Origin of the sequence: Cohnella sp. CFH 77786, from assembly GCF_019400745.1 — a bacterium.
GTDB lineage: Bacteria > Bacillota > Bacilli > Paenibacillales > Paenibacillaceae > Cohnella.
Window position 1 is genome coordinate 60,518 of record NZ_WJIB01000011.1, and the last position, 19,276, is coordinate 79,793.

Genomic DNA, 19,276 nt, shown 5'->3' on the forward strand with positions numbered 1-19,276 from the left:
GTATTTATGTATACGATAACATATGTATGTGATGGCGTAATTTCATGCGTTTTATTGCACGACCCACGTCAATGAATCTAGCGCGGGAGGAACCGCCATGGCAAACCAAACGTTATCCGCTTTACTGCGGGCTCAATTAAAAGAGCTGAAAGACCGCGGGCTTTACAATAAGATCGAACCGCTGGACAGTCCGAACGGCCCCGTCGTCCGCATGAACGGCCGGGAGTTCGTGAACCTGTCTTCCAACAACTATTTGGGCTTGGCTGCGGACAAGAGGCTGGTGGACGCCGCGATCGAGGCGACGATTCGGTTCGGGGTGGGAAGCGGAGCCGTTCGAACCATTAACGGGACGCTCTCTTTGCATGTCGCATTGGAAGAGAAACTGGCCGCTTTCAAAGGAACAGAAGCCGCCGTAACCTATCAATCGGGCTTTAACTGCAACATGGCGGCCATCTCCGCGGTGATGGGCGAGGGAGATGCCATCCTGTCGGATGAGCTGAATCACGCTTCCATTATCGACGGCTGCCGGTTGACGAAAGCCAAAGTCATTCGATACCGCCACTCCGACATGGACGACTTGCGGGAGAAGGCGAAGGAAGCCAGGGAATCCGGCTCGTTCCGGAAAATCATGGTCATCACGGACGGCGTATTCTCGATGGACGGCGACATCGCGAAGCTTCCTGAAATCGTGGGCATCGCGGAGGAGTTTGATCTGATTACCTACGTGGACGATGCGCACGGTTCCGGGGTGCTCGGAGGCGGAGCGGGCACCGCCAAGCATTTTGGCCTGTCGGGAAAGATCGATTTTCAAATCGGTACGTTATCGAAGGCCGTCGGCGTCGTAGGGGGTTACGTGGCGGGAACGCGCGAAGTCGTCGAGTGGCTCAAGGCGCGCAGCCGTCCATTCCTCTTCTCGACCGCGCTGCCGCCGGGGACGGTCGCGGCATGCATCGCGGCGATCGACGTCCTGAAAGCAAGCAAGCAGCTTCAAGACCGCCTTTGGGCAAACGCCGCGTACCTGCAAACGGGACTCCGGGCGCTCGGCTTCTCTACGGGTCAAACCGCCACGCCGATTACCCCTTGTCTCATCGGCGACGAGGAGACCACTCAGCGCTTCAGCAAGCGATTGTACGAGGAAGGCATTAACGCGAAAGCGATCGTCTTCCCGACCGTGCCGAAGGGGACCGGAAGAATCCGGAACATGCCTACCGCCGAGCATACGACGGAGATGCTGGATCGCGCGCTGGCCGCTTACGGGAAAATCGGCCGCGAGCTCGGCATCATACGATAATGTAAGGAGAGACTTTGAGCTTTGCTCAAAGATCCCTATGTAGTGCTCAAAGATCCCTATGTCAGGAGGGAAATCAACATGAGGCGGATTCTCGTGACCGGCGCGCTTGGCCAGATCGGGCGGGATTTGACGGCCCGGCTGCGCGGAATATACGGCCATGATGCGGTTTTGGCGAGCGACATCCGCGGCGATCATGGCGAGGCTTCGTCCGGACCGTTCCGGCTGGTGGACGTTGCCGACGGCGATGCACTCTGCGAAGCGGCCAAAGATCACGGAGCCGATACGATCATCCATCTGGCGGCTTTGCTGTCCGCAACGGCGGAATCGAAGCCGATGCTCGCCTGGCAGTTGAACATAGGGGGACTGTTGAACGCGTTGGAAGCGGCAAGAGTTCTCGGCTGCCGGCTCTTTACGCCGAGTTCGATCGCCGCCTTCGGAGCCGGTACGCCCAAAAAAGGCACGCCGCAGGATACGCTCCAGCGCCCCTCCACGATGTACGGCATTAGCAAAGTGTCGGGCGAGCTGCTCTGCGATTACTATTTTCATAAATACGGAGTGGACACGAGAGGCCTTCGCTTTCCCGGGTTGATCTCGCACGCCGCTCCCCCGGGAGGCGGGACGACCGATTATGCCGTGGACATGTACGTTAGCGCCGTGAAGTCCGGCCAATATAGGTCATACCTCGGTCCAGGGACCTTTCTCGACATGATGTACATGCCGGATGCGGTCGAATCGGTTATCCGGCTCATGGAAGCGGACGCTACCCGGCTGAAGCATCGGAACGCCTTTAACGTAACGGCGATGAGCGTCGATCCGGAAGCAATCGCGTCCAGCATCCGCAGACGCATCCCGGATTTCCGGCTCGAATACGACATCGATCCGGTTCGTCAGGCCATCGCGGACGGGTGGCCAGACGCGCTTGACGCGTCGGCGGCGCGGGAAGAGTGGGGGTTTCGGGCGAAATACGATTTGGACGGCATGACCGACGACATGCTGTCGAACCTGTCCGGAAAGCCGTTATACGGCGGTAATGAGGCGATTTTGCAATGATACGCTTAACGGTCAAGGAGAATGCTGCAAAACCCGGTGTTATGGCGTATCGTAAACGGGCTGCGCATCTCGTTCGCCACGCTGATCGAAGAGGCGGATTCGAAGTGACGGTTGCGAAGCCCGACGAGCTGGAGCCGTTCTTGGAAGAACAAGTCGGTTATCGCGCCTATCCGTGCTGGCGCCAGTCTGCGAGCACGGCTCCTAGCCGCATCATGACGGGGTGGCTGAACGCTCGATTTCGTTTGCCAATTCGGGTTTCGGAGGCGATAAGATGTCAATCGTTGCAGGACTGGAGCATGAAAGCTATAAATACGTTTTCGGCGTCTATCAACGCTTCGGGGTTCCGTTCGACGAGAAGAAAGAGATTTCCCTCGTGTGCGGGAGGAACGACCGTGCCGCGGTCCAGCTTCTTCTGTATTCGGAAGAGGAAATGCTCGTATCCGTGAACGGGGAGGCTTGCTTCCATGAGCGCGGTCCCATCGACATCGTGCGCGTAGAGGTCGAAGTCCCGGGACTTGCGAACGGCCGAATCCAAGCGAACCTGATCGGTCTCGTAGAAGACGACGACCGGCAATGGAAGTCGGATATGATCTTGCAGCAGCCATACGTTCACGTGGAGAGAAGAAAGGTGCAGCCGGTATGGATCGAAGCGGAGCTCGGCGCCGACGTGGAACCCGGTGCCTATTATCCGCGGATTCGCGTATTCCGGCATCGAATGTTCGAGGATGAGACCCTGGTTCGCACGCTGACCTTCGAATTGAAGGTGATGGACGTCGCCTTAAGCGATCCGCGGGATCATCGGTTTTATCTCGATTTGTGGCAGCATAACGCCAATATCGCCCGCAAATACGACGTGGAGCTGTGGAGCGAGCCGCATTTCGCCATCCTGGAGAACTACGTTTCCTCGTTGGCCGATCTCGGGCAGAAAGCGATCACGGTCGTCGTCTCCGAGATTCCGTGGTCCGGGCAGGCTTCCTGCTACGACCGGGTCGATCCCGCCAACCTGTTCGAGTACAGCATCGTGAATGTAACGCATCACGGGAATGACGAATGGACGTACGACTTCCGCTCCTTGAACCGGTACGTGGGGCTGTGCATGAAATACGGAATCGATTCGGAAATCGAAGTGTTCGGGCTGCTCAACATTTGGGTGCTCGAGGACGCGGGCTACGGCGGCGTCATCCGGGACCATGACGATGCCATCCGGATCCGATATTATGACGAAAGGAGCCAGACCTACAAGTACATCCGGGAAAAACGGCATCTGGAGCGGTACGTGGCCGCATTGGAGAAGAACTTCATCGAACGGGGATGGGCGGATAAAGTCCGAATCGCGGCGGATGAACCCGCGGACATCGAACGGTTCCGAAACCGCCTGAAATCGCTGCAAGCGATGGCGCCATCTTTCCAGTACAAGGTCGCGATCAACCATGCCGCGTTTATCGCGGAGGAAGGGCTCCTGGATCATGTGCCCAATCTGGACTGCGTCGCCCAAGAATACGATCGGATCGCCGCCCTGATGCCGGAGAAGAGAGGAAAAACGCTCTATTACGTCGCTTGCGAGAATCCGTATCCCAACACCTTTATCGGCTCTCATCTATTGGAAAGCAGGCTCATCCCCTGGCTGGCATGGTTCTGGAATCTGGACGGATTTCTACGCTGGAACTATACGGTTTGGCCGAACGATCCGCTTCATCGAATCTCCTATCATTATCCGCTGTTTCCGGCCGGAGACACGAATTTCGTGTACCCGGGCCGGGACGGGAAGCCGATGCTGACTCTCCGCTACAAGATGCTGCGCAAAGGAATCCGCGACTTCGGAATCATGGAGCGCTATGTCGGTTTGGGCGGGGATCGGGAGAAGCTCGCCGAGCGCATGCGCAAAGTTTTTCTGTGGACCGACGAGAAGGAGCTTCACCGGAACGCGAGACGGAAAAGGGAAGAGCTCTTCTCGCTCGATCATCAAGAATACGAAGCCATCATCGAAGAAATCCTGTCCGAACTGGAAAAGCCGTAAAGTTATAGATTGGATGATACTCGAAGATGCTGTTGAATCCGTTTAAATCTTTGAATCCGGGGCTTTTCCGATCACTGGGGAAGCCCGTTCTGCTGTTTGGCTGGCAGACGGCCCGGGGCATGATGACGTGCGCCCGGGCCGTTTGTGTTTACATTTGTTACATGTTAGAGAGTATAAGTTTCCAGAGAGTGGTTTTGGGGAAGCAAAGTACAACCCGGAGGTTCGGAGCATGCCCGAAGTCGCACGCATAAGCGTCATGTTTCTGATTTCGGCAAGCTGCGACTAGGTAACCGATATTAGCGGGAGCTTTTCCCTCTAAATCTCCCAAATCCTTGAAATGATCGGATTTAGAGGGAGGTTTTTCCTCTAAAGTTGACCGGCGCGGCGAATCCGGCATACCGTTTCGAGAAACTGCCTATCCGCACGGAATCCCAACAAAGGTATCCTATCGTGAAGACCTTCCAGGAGATCGATAACTTACCTTTCAAACTTACCGTTCCGGAAACTCAGCCTTTAATCGAAACCGTTTCTTTTTCGGAATTCGCCCGGCGTCTTTCCGACGCAGCGTTTGAAGAGGGCGGTGAAGGTATCGATGTCCCGATAACCTACCTGCTCCGCGACGGTCCCGATTTTCAGATCCGTGTTCCGGAGGAGCACGCAGCTCTTCTCGATCCGCAGGTTTTGCCGGTAACGTTGAAGGGATTGCCCGGTATGCATGTGGAACAACCGCCGCAGATGGCGTTCGCTGTACCCGCTCACCTGCGCCAGCCTGCTCATCGTCAACTCTTCCTCGATATGCTGGTCCAAATATTGGAGCACGCGGATAAAAGGCGCCGGGTGCGGTTCTTGCGTTCCTTCCACCGAGGGTTCGGCGAGAATCAAGCGGTGGACCGTAATGAGAAGCTGTATGACCAAGGCGTTCAGGTAGTCGACGGAACCTTGCCGCCGGAGCGTATATTCGCGGTGCAAAGCTTGAAACAGCTTGTCCAGCTCGTCCCCCGGGTCTTGCAAGGAATATCCCGGACAATCATCCCGATCGAGGGAGCGAATGAAGTCCCCGAAGGTCTCATCCTTGATGTTTGGATGGATTTGATGCAGCAGCCGCGGGGAAATGACGCAGTTGTAGACGGCCAGAGGATGCTTGGCCGCGTCGGCGGCGGAAGGCCGGAACACATGGGGAACGCCGATGGGAATGACGAACAGCTCGCCTTTGGCGACTCGGCAGACGCGTTCGCCGATGTGGTGAAAGCCCGATCCTTCGGTCACGAAGGCGATTTCCACGAAATCATGGTCGTGCAGCGGAACGGCGAAATTCTCGTCGGCCCGGTTCACGTAAACGGACAAATCGTGCCGAAAAAACAGCTCGTCCCCATGAAAGGTTGCTATTGTACGCATAAGCGACACCTCGGCCGTCGGTGGATGTCCGTTCATCCGGGTACGCGAGTCCGTTCTCCCGGGCAAACATTTTCTGGCGCTCTTTATAATTATAAACGAACGGAATGCCGGCGTGCGTTCCGATATGGACCATCGATCGGAGGAATCGGAATTGTTTCGTGTAACGGGACTGAGCTGCGAGTACAAGATCAACCCGGTCGGCATCGACGTGGCCCGGCCGCGAATCGGATGGCGCCTGGAAGCGGACGAGAGAGCCGCGGTTCAAACGGCCTGCCGGATTCAGGTTGCCGATGATCCGCTATTCCAACGGATCGTCTGGGATTCGGGTAAAGTCGCGTCGGACCGAAGCGTGCACGTGGAATTGGGGGATTTCGCCTCCCCGTCGCGAAAGCGATTCCACTACCGCGTGATGGCATGGAACGGGCAGGATCGTCCATCCGGATGGTCCGAGCCGGGGTACTGGGAAACGGGGCTTCTGGACGCCTCGGAATGGTCGGCATCCTGGATCTCTCCGCCGGCGGAGCTGTCTTCCCGGGATCCGGACCGTTGTCCGATGCTCCGCAAATCGTTCCGCGTCGATGGGCGCATCCGGGAGGCGAGAATGTACGCCACCGCTCTCGGATTGTACGAATTGACGCTAAACGGAATCCGGGTAGGCGACCGCTATTTCACGCCGGGCTGGACGAGTTACCGGCAACGGCTTCAGTATCAGACCTACGACGTGACTTCTTTGTTGCGCAAAGGGGAGAACGTGGTGGGTTGCATGCTTGGCAAGGGCTGGTACAAAGGCGAAATCGGCTGGGAAGGAGAAAGCGGCAAATACGGCGATCGGCTCGCCTTGCTGCTGCAGATGCACATTACGCTGGAGGACGGCACGGAATGGACGCTGGAGACGGACGGCACGTGGAAAGCGGCGCCCAGTCCGATTCTGATGTCCGAAATCTACCATGGGGAAACTTACGATGCCAGGTTGGAGCAACCGGGCTGGAACGCCCCGGGATTCGATGACGGCAGCTGGAGCTTCGCGGAAATCATCGAGCATCCGAAAAGCATCTTGACGGCGCAGGAGAACGAGCCGGTTCAGGCCGTGGAGTCGATCGCCCCGATCGCCTTGATCACGACGCCCGAAGGGGACTCGGTGCTGGACTTCGGACAAAACATGGTCGGATGGGTGCGGTTTGCCGTAAGCGGAGAATCGGGCGACGAAGTGACGCTGCAGCACGCCGAGGTACTGGACCAGGACGGGAACTTCTACACGGATAACCTGCGCAAGGCGAAGCAAACCGTCCGGTACGCGCTCAGAGGCGGCGGCCGCGAAACGTTCGAGCCCCATTTTACGTTCCAGGGATTCCGTTATGTCCGTCTGACGGGCTTCCGGGCACCGATCTCGTTAGACGATTTCGAAGGCATCGTCCTGCACTCCCATATGAATCCGACCGGCCGTTTCGAATGCTCCGATCCGATGATCAACCAGCTGCAGCACAACATTTTGTGGGGATTAAAAGGGAATTTCCTGGACGTGCCCACGGACTGCCCCCAGAGGGACGAGCGGCTGGGCTGGACGGGAGACGCCCAAATGTTCATCCGAACGGCCGCGTATCTGGTGAACGTGAACCCGTTCTTCACCAAGTGGCTGCGGGATTTGAAAGCCGATCAGGCGCCCGACGGCGGGGTTCCGTTCGTCGTTCCCCACGTGCTGAAGCCGACCAGCCATTCCTCCGCCGCCTGGGGGGACGCGGCCGTCATTTGCCCGTGGACGTTGTACCTGGTCTACGGCGACACGCGGATCTTGGAGGAACAATACGACAGCATGAAGGCATGGGTGGAATACATCCGGCGGTCCGGAGACGACGAATGCCTCTGGAATACCGGCTTCCACTTCGGAGACTGGCTCGGGCTGGACGCGAAGCCGGACTCCTATATCGGAGCCACGGATAAAGACTACATCGCCACGGCCTTCTACGCGCACTCGGTCTCGCTTCTTCAGAAGACGGCCGCCGTATTGAACGAACAGGCGGACGCCGAAGCCTACTCCGTCTTGCGGGACCGGATCCAAGACGCCTTCGAACGCGAGTTCGTGACGCCTTCCGGACGGTTGTCCGTGCCGACCCAGACGGCTCAGGTCCTCGGTCTGACGTTCGGCTTGCTTCGCGGCAAGGCGAAGGAGAGAGCGGTTCGGAAGCTGACGGAATTGCTGGAGGAAAGCAAGTTTCACCTGACGACCGGCTTTGTCGGCACGCCGTATTTGAACCATGCGCTGAGCGAGAATGGCCTGACGGAAGCGGCTTACAAGCTGTTGTTCCAGCAAGATTATCCCTCGTGGCTGTACCAGGTGACCAAGGGAGCGACGACGATCTGGGAGCATTGGGACGGCATCCGGGAGGACGGAAGCTTCTGGAGCCGCGACATGAATTCATTTAACCACTATGCCTATGGAGCCATAGGCGACTGGTTGTACCGCTGCGTGGCGGGGATCGATACGGACGAGAGTTGCCCCGGCTACAAAAAAATCCGGATCCGTCCGCAGCCGCCCGCGCAAGGGTTGGACTGGGCCGACGGCCGGCTGGATACGATGTACGGAACGGTCCGATCGGCGTGGCGCAGGCGGGAGGACGGGAAGATGGAACTGCAGGCCACCATCCCGCCGAACACGACGGCCGAGATCCGGCTGCCCGGAGCCGCGGCGGCAACGGCAACCGAATCGGGCAAGCCGATTCGGTCGGCTGCCGGAATCTCCTCGGCTTGGGAGAGCGGCTGCGATTTGATTCTGGCGGCGGGCTCCGGAAGTTATGAGTTCGTTTGGTAAAGTGGTAAATCTTATCGCCGCGGCTACACCCCGGAATAAGCCAGAAATCCGCCGTCGACCGGAATCGTCGCGCCCGTCACGAAGCCGGACGCCGTCTCGTCCGCCAGCCACAGCAGCGTGCCGAGCAGGTCCTCCGGCTTGCCGAAACGCCTCATCGGCGTATGGGTCAAGATTTTATGCGACCGCTCCGTCAGGGAACCGTCTTCGTTCGTCAGCAGGCTCCGGTTCTGCTCCGTCAGGAAGAAGCCGGGCGCGATCGCGTTGACCCGGATGCCGGCTTCGGCCAGATGGACCGCGAGCCATTGCGTGAAGTTGACGATCGCCGCTTTGGCCGCGCTGTACGCGGGCACCTTCGTCATCGGGGAAGGGGCGCTCATGGAGGCCAGATTGATGATGACGGCTCCGGGGCGTCCGGCCATCGATTTGGCGAACGTCTGCGTCGGAATCAGCGTGCCGATCATGTTCAGATCGAGTACGCTGCGAAATCCTTGGACGCTGAGATCGAAGAAGGTCGTGACGTCCGGATTCTCCAAATCCTCCGGGCGGAAGATCTCGCGGGTCGTATTCGCGCTCGGATGGTTGCCGCCGGCCCCGTTGATCAGGATGTCGCAAGGACCCAGACGTTCGCGAACGATCCGTTCGGCTTCCGACACGCTTTCCGGCAGCGTCACGTCGCACGCTGCCGCGATCGCTTCGCCTCCGGCGTCGCGGATCGAGCGGGCGAGCTCTTCCCCCTTCTCCAGCGTCCGGTTCAAAATGGCGATTTTCGCGCCTTGACGGGCGAGCTCTCCGGCCATCACGCGGCAGAGCACGCCGGATCCGCCGGTCACGACGGCTACTTTCCCCTGCAGCGCGGGATGCTTCGGCAATTCGGTCATGGAGATCACCTGTCCTTATTTTACGATCGGTTGGCTCCCGCGGCTGTACGCGTCCCACAGTCCCCATAAATACATGATGCCTAGCGCCCTGTCGTACAGACCGTATCCCGGCCGGCATTGCTCGCCCCACAGATGCCGGCCGTGGTCGGGCCTGACGTATCCCCGGAACCCGATCTCCCGGTAGGCTTCAACGATGCCGGCTATATCCACGGTACCGTCCTGCGTACGGTGCGAAGTTTCGATGAAATCGCCGTTCTCGTACACGCGGACGTTGCGGATGTGGGCGAACGGAATCCGGTCCGCGAATTCCCGGATCATCGAAACGATGTCGTTATCCGGACTCGCGCCCAGCGAACCGCTGCAGAGCGTGATTCCGTTCGCCGGGTCGTCGTGCAGCGAGAGGAGCCTTCGCAGGCTGGCCGCGTTCGTGATAATGCGGGGCAATCCGAACACCGGCCACGGCGGATCGTCGGGGTGGATGGCCATCCGGATGCCGCAACGCGCGGCGACGGGTACGATCTCGTTCAGAAAATGCTCCAGGTTGCGCCACATGTCTTCCGCGGTGACGCCCCGGTACGCCTCGAACAGCTCCGCCAGATGCGCCAGCCGCTCCGGTTCCCAGCCCGGCATCGACAGCTCCGAGTTCTCTTGAATCCGTTTCACCAGCTCGAACGGATCCACGTCCGCGATGAGGCTGTTCTCATAGAACAGCGCCGTTGAACCGTCGGCCATCGGTTTGCGCAGGTCGGTCCGGAGCCAGTCGAACACGGGCATGAAATTGTAGCAGATCACCTTGACGCCGACCCGGCTCAATTTCTCGATCGTCCGTTTGTAGTTCTCGATGTAACGCTCCCGGCTCGGAAGGCCGAGCTTGATGTCTTCGTGGACGTTCACGCTTTCGACCACGTCGAGGTGGAAGCCGGCCCGATCCGCTTGCTCGCGGACGGCCAGGATGTCCTCCATCGGCCATTCCTCGCCGGCGGGAACGTGGTGCAGCGACCAGACGATGCCTTCCACGCCCGGGATCTGCTTGATTTGGTCCAGCGATACCGTGTCGTTGCCTTCGCCGAACCAGCGGAAAACCATGCGCATGCGAGCAACCTCCCTTATTTGAAATAGTGGGGATACTGTTCCTTCAATACCGCCAAATCCGCGATCGGCAGGCTCAAATGCTCTCGCATCACCCTTTCCCCGCCGTCAGGATCGCGGCGGATGATGGCATCCGCCATTCGCCTGTGCTGCGCGTAGAGATGTTCCCAGCGGTGATCGGCAACGAGCCTGAGCATGCGGGCCCGGTTCAGCTGCGCGTTCATTTTCTGGATGAGAGCCCACGTGTTGCGTTTGCGGCAGCCTTCGAAAATCGTCCGGTGGAACGCCTCGTCCAGCTCGAACATGCGTTTGTCATCCTGCTTTCCGATGCAGTCGAGTTGATCGCGGAGGTTGCGTTCCAGCTCGGCTAGCCCCTCTTCCGGGAATTTCGCGCAAGCGAGGCGGATGACCGCGCTCTCCAGCTGCTCCCTCATGAAGCGGGATTCCTCCACGAGCTCCGTGTCGATCAAGGAGACGTAGGTGCCGCGCTGGGGCAGGATGAACAGCAGGCCTTCCTCGGCCAGGCGGAGGAAGCTTTCCCGCACCGGCGTTCGGCTCACGTTGTACCGCAGGGACATTTCCTTCTCGGACAAGGACGCGCCCGGAGCCAGCTCCAGGCTCAAAATCCGCTCTCTTAGGGAGACGTATACCGCATCGCGGGTGGAAGCCGGCGGCCAGCTCCCGAAATTCGAATCCATTTTCTCACCTCTTGATACCATGCTACCATACAAGTATGGCAGTTAGAAAGCGAAATCCTGCTAACCGCGGATAGATGATAAAAATAAAAAAACGCTCATATTCCATATCTTTCTTTTCGGAGGATGTATAATAGCGGCAAACTTAGCATCCACGATTGGAGATGACGGAAGATCATACGGCTAACGAGAGTAGCGGCGGCGACCCTGGGTTTATTCCTGATGGCGGGCATCGGATCGGCGTTCGCGGGTTCGGACAACAACGTGTCAATCGAAGGGCAACCCATCGAGTGGACCCAAGCGTTGTGGATCGACGGCGGCTGGACGTACGTTCCGGTCAGGGAGTTCTCGGAGCGCATGGGATGGACGCTCTCTTATGACAAGCAGTCGGGTCTCATTACCGTCTCGAACCAAATCGGCGGCACGCTCTCCTTCCGGACGGGATCCCCTGCGGTTACGTTCAACGATAAGAAATACGAATTGCCCGAACCGGTCGCGGTCCGGAACGATAACGCCTACTTGCCGGTGCGTCTCCTCGCAGAAGCGATGCACGCCCGAGTGAAATGGAATGATGAGACGAACACGGCCGACATCGTTGCGGTGCCGGAACACATCGTGGCGGAGGGGGAGACGCTTTCCGGCATTGCGCAAGCCTACGATACGACGGTCGAATTGCTCAAGCTCCGTAACGGGATCGGTGACGAGTCTCTGCAAATCGGACAGCGGCTGAAAGTAATCGTTCCCGAGTTCCTGGATCCCGCCTCCCGGAAAACCGCCGTCGCCCCCAAAGCCGCTGCCAAAGCCGCTCCGGAAATCGACCCGGCCGATTTGGAGCTGCTGGCCAAGCTGGTGCAGGTCGAAGCGGGGAACGAGCCTTACGAGGGGAAGCTGGCGGTAGCGAGCGTCGTGATGAACCGCGTGCGCGATCCGGATTTTCCGAACACCGTCAAGGGCGTGATTTACGCGCCGTATCAATTTCCCCCGGCAGGCAACGGCCTTCTGGCGAAGGCCAAGCCTTCCAAGGACAGCACCCGGGCGGCGAAGGCCGCGCTGTCCGGCGAGAACAACGTGCCCGGCGCCGTGTATTTCTTCAACGCGAAGCTGGAGCCGGCAAAAAAGAAAAAAGTGACGGTCGTCAAAGTCATCGGCAGCCATACGTTCGCGAAATAACGATGCATAAGCAAATAACCCGTCCCCCTTTGAAGTCAAGGGGAACGGGTTATTTTGACATTCCGCTAGGTCTCGATCTGGTCATTGCTCATGCCCAGGTTCGACGCTTGAGCCCCCGGGCCGCCTCCGACGGCTTGCTGTTGTTTCGTATTCGAACTTTCGATCGCCGCGTTGGTTCCGCTTGCGCTGAACGATTCTCCTCCGCTGGCGACTTGGGTCGCGGCGGATTGCGATTCGTTGCCGGAACGATGGACCTGATTATTCAGGACGATCACGATTTCGTTTTTCTTCCTGCGGCTGAGCTTGCAGAATTTTCGATGTTTGCAGCATTTTCGATGCTTGCAGATCTTGCAAAGCCTGCGGTGCTTGCAGATTCCCGGATCCTTCAAGTGCCTGCGATGCGGCTCCGACTGCGTGCCCTCCATTCCCGAGTTCGTCGCCGTGCCGCCTGCGCCCACGCCTTGCTGCTGCTCGGTATTGGAGGAGGCGATGGCGGCGTTGTTGCCGGCCGCGCTGCTTCTTCCGGCGCCGCTGGCGAGCTGCGTGGCGTTGGCTGCATTCGTGAATTGATTGTTGACGATGACGATGATTTTCAGCTTCTTGAGCAAGGGATGCCAGATTCGGGTTTGGATTTTGTCGACCCGTACCGTAACCAAGACCTTCTGCCGACGCTTCAGCCTTCTTCTCATCCGGCGTTTTCCGTACATAAACGACCTGCTTTCCATATGTTGTTGTCCACACCCTATGAATATGCATGATCTCTATGCGTGGAGTGGACATTCCCCCCGACGTCATAAGTGGAAAGGACATCATTCTTTGTTTTCAAACTTCGTTTATTTTGCTATGCTTGTGATTGCTATGCATCAACTGCAAGAAAGGTGGTTTTATGAAAGCGGTTACGGTTTACGATATTGCCAAGGAAGCGAACGTATCGGTCGCGACGGTTTCCAGGGTGCTGAATAATACGGCGCCGGTCAAGAAGGAAACCAAGGAGCGGATTCTGGAGCTGATCAACAAATACCAGTTCCAGCCGAACGCACTCGCGAGAAGCTTGATCAAGAAAGAAACGGGCATGATCGGAATCATCCTTCCCGACATCACCAACCCTTTTTTCCCGGAAGTGTTGTCCGGATTCGACCAACAAGCCAGAAACTACGGGTATACCTTCTTTCTGTGCGATACGATGTCCGCGAATATCGACACGGCGGATCAGTACGTCAGGGAATCGGAATACTTGAACGTCTTAACGGAAAAGCAAGTGGACGGGATCGTCATGCTCGGCGGAAGGATCGACTTGGCCAAACCGGGCAGCGAACTCGTATCGGAGGTTCTGGAGGTCAGCAAAAGACTGCCCGTGCTGCTAATCAACGGCAATTTGCCGGGATCCTTCTACAGGGTCGCGATGGATGAACGTCTCGGCGCGGAACTGGCCGCCCGTCATCTCATCGAATTGGGACACCGGGATATCGCCATCGTCGGCGGATACCGTACACTCAGGAATACGATTCAACGCACGGCGAGTTTTACGAAGACCATGGAGCAATACGGCTTGAAAGTGCGCAAGGAGTGGGTGCTCGGCGAAGGCTTCTCGGTCCGAAACGGGGAAGATTGCATCCGCCAACTGCTTGAGATGCCGCAGAGGCCAACCGCTGTCCTGTGCATGAACGATTTGGTCGCGATCGGAGTGTTGAAAGGGGCGACCAAAGCGGGACTCAAGGTGCCGGAGGACCTGTCCATCGTGGGCTACGACGACATTCCGTTCGCCTCCCACTGCGTCCCCGAGCTGACATCGGTATCCTTGAAGGTCAATGAACTCGGACAAAAGGCGGCGGAAATCCTGCACAAACTGATCACGAGGAGCAAAGTGCCCAAGACGACCCTGCTTGAACCGGAATTGATCATCCGGGAGTCCACCTGCGCATTCCGAAAATGATAATCGGCGATCTTTAGGTGATTGACAATACCACAAAGCTCGTATAAAATTTTCCTGTAAGCACTTTCAATTTGCCTTTTCTTCATGCACAGCAGGGTTCGTCCCGAAAATGGCCACTAGCTTGTTTCGATTCAAACAGCGCGGCCTTTTTATTTCCGGTTGAATGAAATGGGTTTCATGAAATGGGTTTCACTGGCTTGGCCCATCTGAAAGGAGCGACCTCCATGAGTGAGAGCGTAAGCACCGCGTCCACGGTCGGCTTCGCGCCGGATGCCGTTCGAATTGGCGGAGAGTCCGTGATCCTGCTGAGCGCTTCGCTGTTTTACTTCCGGATCCCCCGCGAGTCGTGGCGCGAGCGGATGAACCAGGTCAAAGCGATGGGCTATAACAGCATCGACGTTTATTTTCCCTGGAATTACCATGAACGCAGAGAAGGAGAATGGGACTTCAGCGGCGACCGGGACGTGGAAACGTTCCTTCGACAAGCGGCGGAGGCGGGATTGTGGGTCATTGCAAGGCCGGGGCCCTACATTTGTTCCGAGTGGGACGGGGGCGCGCTGCCTGCCTATCTGTTCGCCAAACCGGGCATGAAGCTGAGGGACAACGATCCGCAATTCTTGCGATACGTATCGGAATGGTTCGGCCGGATTCTTCCGATTCTGAAGCGGTTTGAGGTTGGCAGCGGGGGGAGCGTGATCTGCGCCCAGCTGGATAATGAACTGGACTTCTACGGATGTTCCGATCCTCATGGGTACATCAAAGGGCTTCGCGACCTAGCGGTCGCATGCGGGATCTCCGTGCCCTTGATCGCCTGCGCGGGACAAGGGGGGTTGTTGGAGGCATCCGGGCTTACCGACGGCGTGGTGCCGACCTGCAATTTTTACCCGGATGACCGGGATCCGGAGTTCGAGCGGAAGGTTCTCCACTATCGCGGGGTCTTGGCGGAACGCGGTTATCCGCTGCTGGTCACGGAAACGAACCGAAGCCACTTCCTGCTCCGCAGATTATTGTCCTCAGGAGCGAAGCTGCTCGGACCGTATTTGCAGGTTTCGGGCACGAACTTCGGGTTCACGAATGCGACCAACAATTGGGGGAATCCGCTGGCGTTTCTGACCTCGGATTACGACTTTGGCGGCATGGTCTCCCCGGACGGTCAAATCCGGGAAGAGGCCTATGAAGGACGGCTCCTCGGCAGGTTGATCGGAACGTACGGATCCGCACTGGCCGAGGCGCTGCCCGAGCCGATTACGGGGTGGCAATTCGCCGATACCCCGGACGCAGGCCTGTTCGGTCCGTTCGAGCTTCGATTGAAGGGGGGAGGAAGTCTTCTCTTCGTTACGAACGGCAGCGGTGCGATGAAGGAAGCCGTTCTCGTTGAAGCGGCCGGAAGGCGCATTCCTGACAGCGGTTTCATCACGCTCGCCGAAGACCGCTCGTTGGCTCTGCCGGTCGATGTCCCTATGGCGAGATGGGGGATGCGCGGCAGCTTGGTCTATTCCACGGCCGAATTGTTTATGGCCGAAGGCCGGGAAGAGGGAACCATGCTTGCGTTCCACGCCGAAGGCTCCGGAGACATGATGCTTGCCCTTCCATCGCCGTTCGAGTTTGCGGAAGACGGCTTGAGCGCCGAACGGCAGGAAGGCGGAATTCGCATTCGGTTCAGCGGCGCCGGAACGCAAAGCTGCACGATCTCCATGGCGGACGGAAAGAAATTGATCCTCGTCATCGCGGAGCGATTCAAAGCGCTTCAGTGCGAAGGGATTTCTTCGTCGGGTACGCTTGCCTTCCGGGAGCAGACGCTTGAAGCTCCGGATGACGAATCTTGGGCCGTGTCGGACTGGAGAATGACGGAAATCGATGCAGCCGCGCCTTTCGGTGAAGCCGTCGCGGTTGCACAAGACCTGGAAAAGGCCGACCACCTGGAACGACTGGGGGTGTACCGCGGCTATGCCTGGTACGAATCCGCCGCGGCGCTCCCTGCCGGCAAGCGGGTGCATGGCATACTCGTGCGCGGGGCGAGCGACATTCTGTCGCTTTACGTTGGCGGCAGATATGCCGGAACCGCCGTTCCGGGCGGAGTCAGCGTGTTCATGCCGATCGACGGACCGATGGAGGCATCGAAATCGCAGAAATCGCGGTTGAACGCGAAAGTCGAAATCTGGGGGCATACGAATTTCGACGATATCCGGCTGCCGGGACTTCGGTTGAACGCCCTGAAGGGTTTGCGCGGCATGGCCGCCGTCACGCGGGTTCTCGATATCACTTCCAATTGGAGCGTCTCCCGCGCGGCCGACTCCGCCTACGAGACCGGGGAAGAAGGGATGGGCGGCAGCTTGCGGCCGATCGTCAGCTTCGGAGGATGGTTGTCGGCCGATCATCCCGCTAACGAGATCTACCGGCGGGTTTTCGATACCGCATCCGACGCGAATACCTGGACGGTCCATTTCAAGGGCATACAGTCGTTGGCAAGGATAATCGTGAACGGCCGCGACGCGGGCGAAGTCAACCCGTTTGATCCCTATGTCGATATTACTTCGTTCGTTGTTCCCGGAGAGCGAGTGGAGCTCGTCGTCTATCTGCAACGGTTGCTGGGATTGCCTGCCGGGCGCGTACTGGTTTACGAGGGAACGGAGGTTCAGGGATTCACGGTATCGGCGGCGGAAGAACGGGAATTGGCAACGGGCGCTCAGGCGGCGCAGCGCGACGGACTTGCCGCGGCGCTGCCGCTGGAGCTTGCGCCGGGCGGTGCCGCCTGGCTATCGGGTTCGGTTCGCAACTCGCGCGGAGGCAATGGTTGGCGCGTGAAGGCGGTCGGCACCGGTTTGAAGCTGACCGCGATCTTCGCGGAACGGATCGTCGGCCGAATATGGCTGCCGGGAGGCGCCGCCAGACCCGTCATGACCGGCGGCAGTCCCGACTCGTTCTGCTTGCCGGGCCCATGGTTCGGAGCAAATCCGGAAAACGTGACGATTCTGCTGGAAGCAGTCGATGCGGAATCGCCCGGACGGCTTACATCCCTCGAATTTATCCCTTGAGCAAAGGAGAGTTCCCGCATGGAATCCGTTGCCCGACCGTTAGCGCAAAGCAAGCCCAAAACGACGCTCGGCACGAAAGTCAAACTTCTATGGAGCGACAGGACGCTGCTGCTGATGTGCCTGCCCGCGATCGTGTTCTTTCTCGTCATGTCGTACTTGCCGATGCCGGGACTATACATCGCGTTCGTCAACTTCAATTACTCGGCGGGGATGTTCCGCAGCCCTTTCGTTGGCTTCGACAATTTCGAATTTCTCATCCATTCGGGCACGTTGTGGAAGCTCACCTTCAATACGATCGCTTATAACCTGGCTTTTATCGTATTCGGCAACGCGCTTCAAATTCTGATCGCGATCCTGTTGAATGAACTGCGGACGAAATGGTTCAAGAAAATCACGCAATCGCTCATGTTCCTTCCCTATTTCATCTCCTTCGTGCTCGTCGGGTTGATCGCCTATAACATCCTGAGCTATGAGTACGGACTGCTCAACTCTCTGCTCAAGTCGTTCGGCATGGATCCGATCCAGACGTATTCCAACGCCAAAATCTGGCCGTTCATCATCGTCATCACCTACTTGTGGCAATCGACCGGTTACGGCTCCATCGTGTATTTCGCGGCCATCATGGGCCTCGATTCCGAAATTCTCGAAGCGGCCGAAATCGATGGGGCGAACGCGTTGCAACGAATCCGCTATATCGTGTTGCCCTGGCTGAAGCCGACGTTTATCATCTTGCTCCTCTTCTCGCTGGGCGGCATTCTACGGGGGAATTTCGGCCTCATTTACAACCTGGTCGGCGCGAACAATTCCGCTCTTTTCAATTCGACGGACATTATCGAAACCTTCGTCTTCCGTTCGCTGATGAACAACTTCAACTTCCCTCTCGGAAGTGCCGTCAGCCTCTATCAGTCGATTTTCGGCTTTATTATCGTCGTTTCCGCGAACTGGTTCATGAAGAAGGTATCTCCGGAAAATACGTTGTTCTAGTCCGGAAGGAGGGGTGACTTTTGGAAACCACAATGGCCCGCACTCGGGGACAAGACGGTACGTCCACGTTCGTACGGGTATTCGGCTACACCGTGATCAGCCTGTTCGCCCTTTTCTGCGTCGTTCCGTTTTTCCTGGTGCTCGGTACATCGTTTACCGCCGAAAAATCGATCACGTTGCACGGTTATAATTTATGGCCGCGGGAATTCAGCCTGTTCGCCTACGATATCGTGTTCCAAAATCCCAGGCTGATCACGGGGGCTTACGTCGTGACGATTTGCATCACGCTCGTCGGAACGGCGGTCGGGCTGTTCATCGTCGCGATGACCGGTTACGCGCTTCAACGCCCGGATTTCCGAGCCCGCAACACCATTTCATTCCTGATCTATTTCACGACCCTGTTTCAAGGCGGTGTCGTACCGTTCTACATCATCATGACCACGTGGTTTCAGCTCAAGGACAACTACTTGTCCGTCTTGCTTCCCGGTTTGATGACGCCTTTTCTCATCATCATGATGAAGAGCTTCGTCAGGTCGATTCCCCACGATATCACCGAATCGGCGAAGATGGACGGAGCCGGCGATTTCCGAATCTTTCTCCAATTGATCCTGCCGATGACGACCCCTGCGCTGGCCACGATCGGATTGTTCATCGCCATCGGATACTGGAACGAGTGGTACAACGCGATGCTGTTCCTTTCGCCGAACATGGACTTCCGTCCCTTGCAGCTTTTCTTGTACAACGTCGTGACGAGCGCCGATTTCGTGCGGAATTCTTCCGTCGCATCGAACGTACAGCCTCAGGATATGCCGATGGAATCGATGAAAATGGCGACCGCGGTCGTCGCGACGGGGCCCGTCATTCTGTTCTACCCCCTCGTGCAGCGGTTTTTCATCAAAGGCATCACCGTGGGCGCGGTAAAGGGTTAGGTTG

Annotated in this window: 14 protein-coding genes; 9 read left to right on the forward strand and 5 right to left on the reverse strand. The window is 57.9% G+C overall.

From position 1 onward, the window contains the following. The first annotated feature begins 97 nt into the window (after positions 1-97). The 3 genes from GE107_RS16980 to GE107_RS16990 all read left to right on the forward strand — a co-directional run bounded on the left by GE107_RS16980 (position 98) and on the right by GE107_RS16990 (position 4,358). Complete coding sequence (locus GE107_RS16980; RefSeq protein WP_219641181.1) at positions 98-1,291, forward strand: glycine C-acetyltransferase; 1,194 nt, start codon at positions 98-100, stop codon at positions 1,289-1,291. 78 nt (positions 1,292-1,369) lie between these two features. After that, the gene (locus tag GE107_RS16985) at positions 1,370-2,341 is read left to right on the forward strand and encodes an NAD-dependent epimerase/dehydratase family protein (protein WP_219641182.1); all 972 of its coding nucleotides are present in this window, start codon (positions 1,370-1,372) and stop codon (positions 2,339-2,341) included. Between the two features lie 271 nt (positions 2,342-2,612). Then, positions 2,613-4,358 (forward strand): DUF4091 domain-containing protein, encoded by a 1,746-nt coding sequence (locus tag GE107_RS16990; protein WP_219641183.1) that lies wholly within the window; start codon positions 2,613-2,615, stop codon positions 4,356-4,358. A gap of 513 nt (positions 4,359-4,871) precedes the next feature. On the opposite strand, the gene GE107_RS16995 is transcribed toward GE107_RS16990, so the two are convergent. Beyond that, positions 4,872-5,753, reverse strand: coding sequence for an AraC family transcriptional regulator (locus GE107_RS16995; RefSeq protein ID WP_219641184.1), 882 nt, complete (start codon positions 5,751-5,753; stop codon positions 4,872-4,874). Positions 5,754-5,904: 151 nt separating this feature from the next. Between GE107_RS16995 and GE107_RS17000 the strand changes: the two genes are divergently transcribed. Then, a complete protein-coding gene (locus GE107_RS17000; RefSeq protein WP_219641185.1) occupies positions 5,905-8,559 on the forward strand; it encodes a glycoside hydrolase family 78 protein in 2,655 nt (884 codons plus the stop codon). Between the two features lie 23 nt (positions 8,560-8,582). On the opposite strand, the gene GE107_RS17005 is transcribed toward GE107_RS17000, so the two are convergent. The 3 genes from GE107_RS17005 to GE107_RS17015 are packed head-to-tail and all read right to left on the reverse strand — an operon-like array spanning position 8,583 to position 11,224. Further along, the gene (locus tag GE107_RS17005; RefSeq protein ID WP_219641186.1) at positions 8,583-9,437 is read right to left on the reverse strand and encodes an SDR family oxidoreductase; all 855 of its coding nucleotides are present in this window, start codon (positions 9,435-9,437) and stop codon (positions 8,583-8,585) included. Positions 9,438-9,452: 15 nt separating this feature from the next. After that, positions 9,453-10,529 (reverse strand): mannonate dehydratase, encoded by a 1,077-nt coding sequence (gene uxuA, locus GE107_RS17010; protein WP_219641187.1) that lies wholly within the window; start codon positions 10,527-10,529, stop codon positions 9,453-9,455. 14 nt (positions 10,530-10,543) lie between these two features. Next, positions 10,544-11,224, reverse strand: coding sequence for a GntR family transcriptional regulator (locus GE107_RS17015; RefSeq protein ID WP_219641188.1), 681 nt, complete (start codon positions 11,222-11,224; stop codon positions 10,544-10,546). 219 nt (positions 11,225-11,443) lie between these two features. Here GE107_RS17015 and GE107_RS17020 point away from each other — a divergent pair, with 219 nt between their 5' ends. Further along, positions 11,444-12,391 carry a cell wall hydrolase gene (locus GE107_RS17020; RefSeq protein ID WP_219641189.1) on the forward strand — a complete coding sequence of 316 codons (948 nt, stop codon included), beginning with the start codon at positions 11,444-11,446 and terminating at the stop codon, positions 12,389-12,391. Between the two features lie 65 nt (positions 12,392-12,456). On the opposite strand, the gene GE107_RS17025 is transcribed toward GE107_RS17020, so the two are convergent. Next, on the reverse strand, positions 12,457-13,098 hold the full coding sequence (locus GE107_RS17025) for a hypothetical protein (RefSeq protein ID WP_219641190.1): 642 nt from the start codon (positions 13,096-13,098) through the stop codon (positions 12,457-12,459). Positions 13,099-13,277: 179 nt separating this feature from the next. Here GE107_RS17025 and GE107_RS17030 point away from each other — a divergent pair, with 179 nt between their 5' ends. The 4 genes from GE107_RS17030 to GE107_RS17045 all read left to right on the forward strand — a co-directional run bounded on the left by GE107_RS17030 (position 13,278) and on the right by GE107_RS17045 (position 19,272). Then, positions 13,278-14,324: a LacI family DNA-binding transcriptional regulator gene (locus GE107_RS17030; protein ID WP_219641191.1), complete on the forward strand. Its 1,047-nt coding sequence runs from the start codon at positions 13,278-13,280 to the stop codon at positions 14,322-14,324. Positions 14,325-14,548: 224 nt separating this feature from the next. After that, positions 14,549-17,359 carry a beta-galactosidase gene (locus tag GE107_RS17035; RefSeq protein WP_219641192.1) on the forward strand — a complete coding sequence of 937 codons (2,811 nt, stop codon included), beginning with the start codon at positions 14,549-14,551 and terminating at the stop codon, positions 17,357-17,359. Positions 17,360-17,473: 114 nt separating this feature from the next. Continuing rightward, a complete protein-coding gene (locus tag GE107_RS17040) occupies positions 17,474-18,343 on the forward strand; it encodes an ABC transporter permease (protein WP_255570580.1) in 870 nt (289 codons plus the stop codon). A gap of 32 nt (positions 18,344-18,375) precedes the next feature. Continuing rightward, complete coding sequence (locus GE107_RS17045; protein WP_219641348.1) at positions 18,376-19,272, forward strand: carbohydrate ABC transporter permease; 897 nt, start codon at positions 18,376-18,378, stop codon at positions 19,270-19,272. Positions 19,273-19,276: the final 4 nt, after the last annotated feature.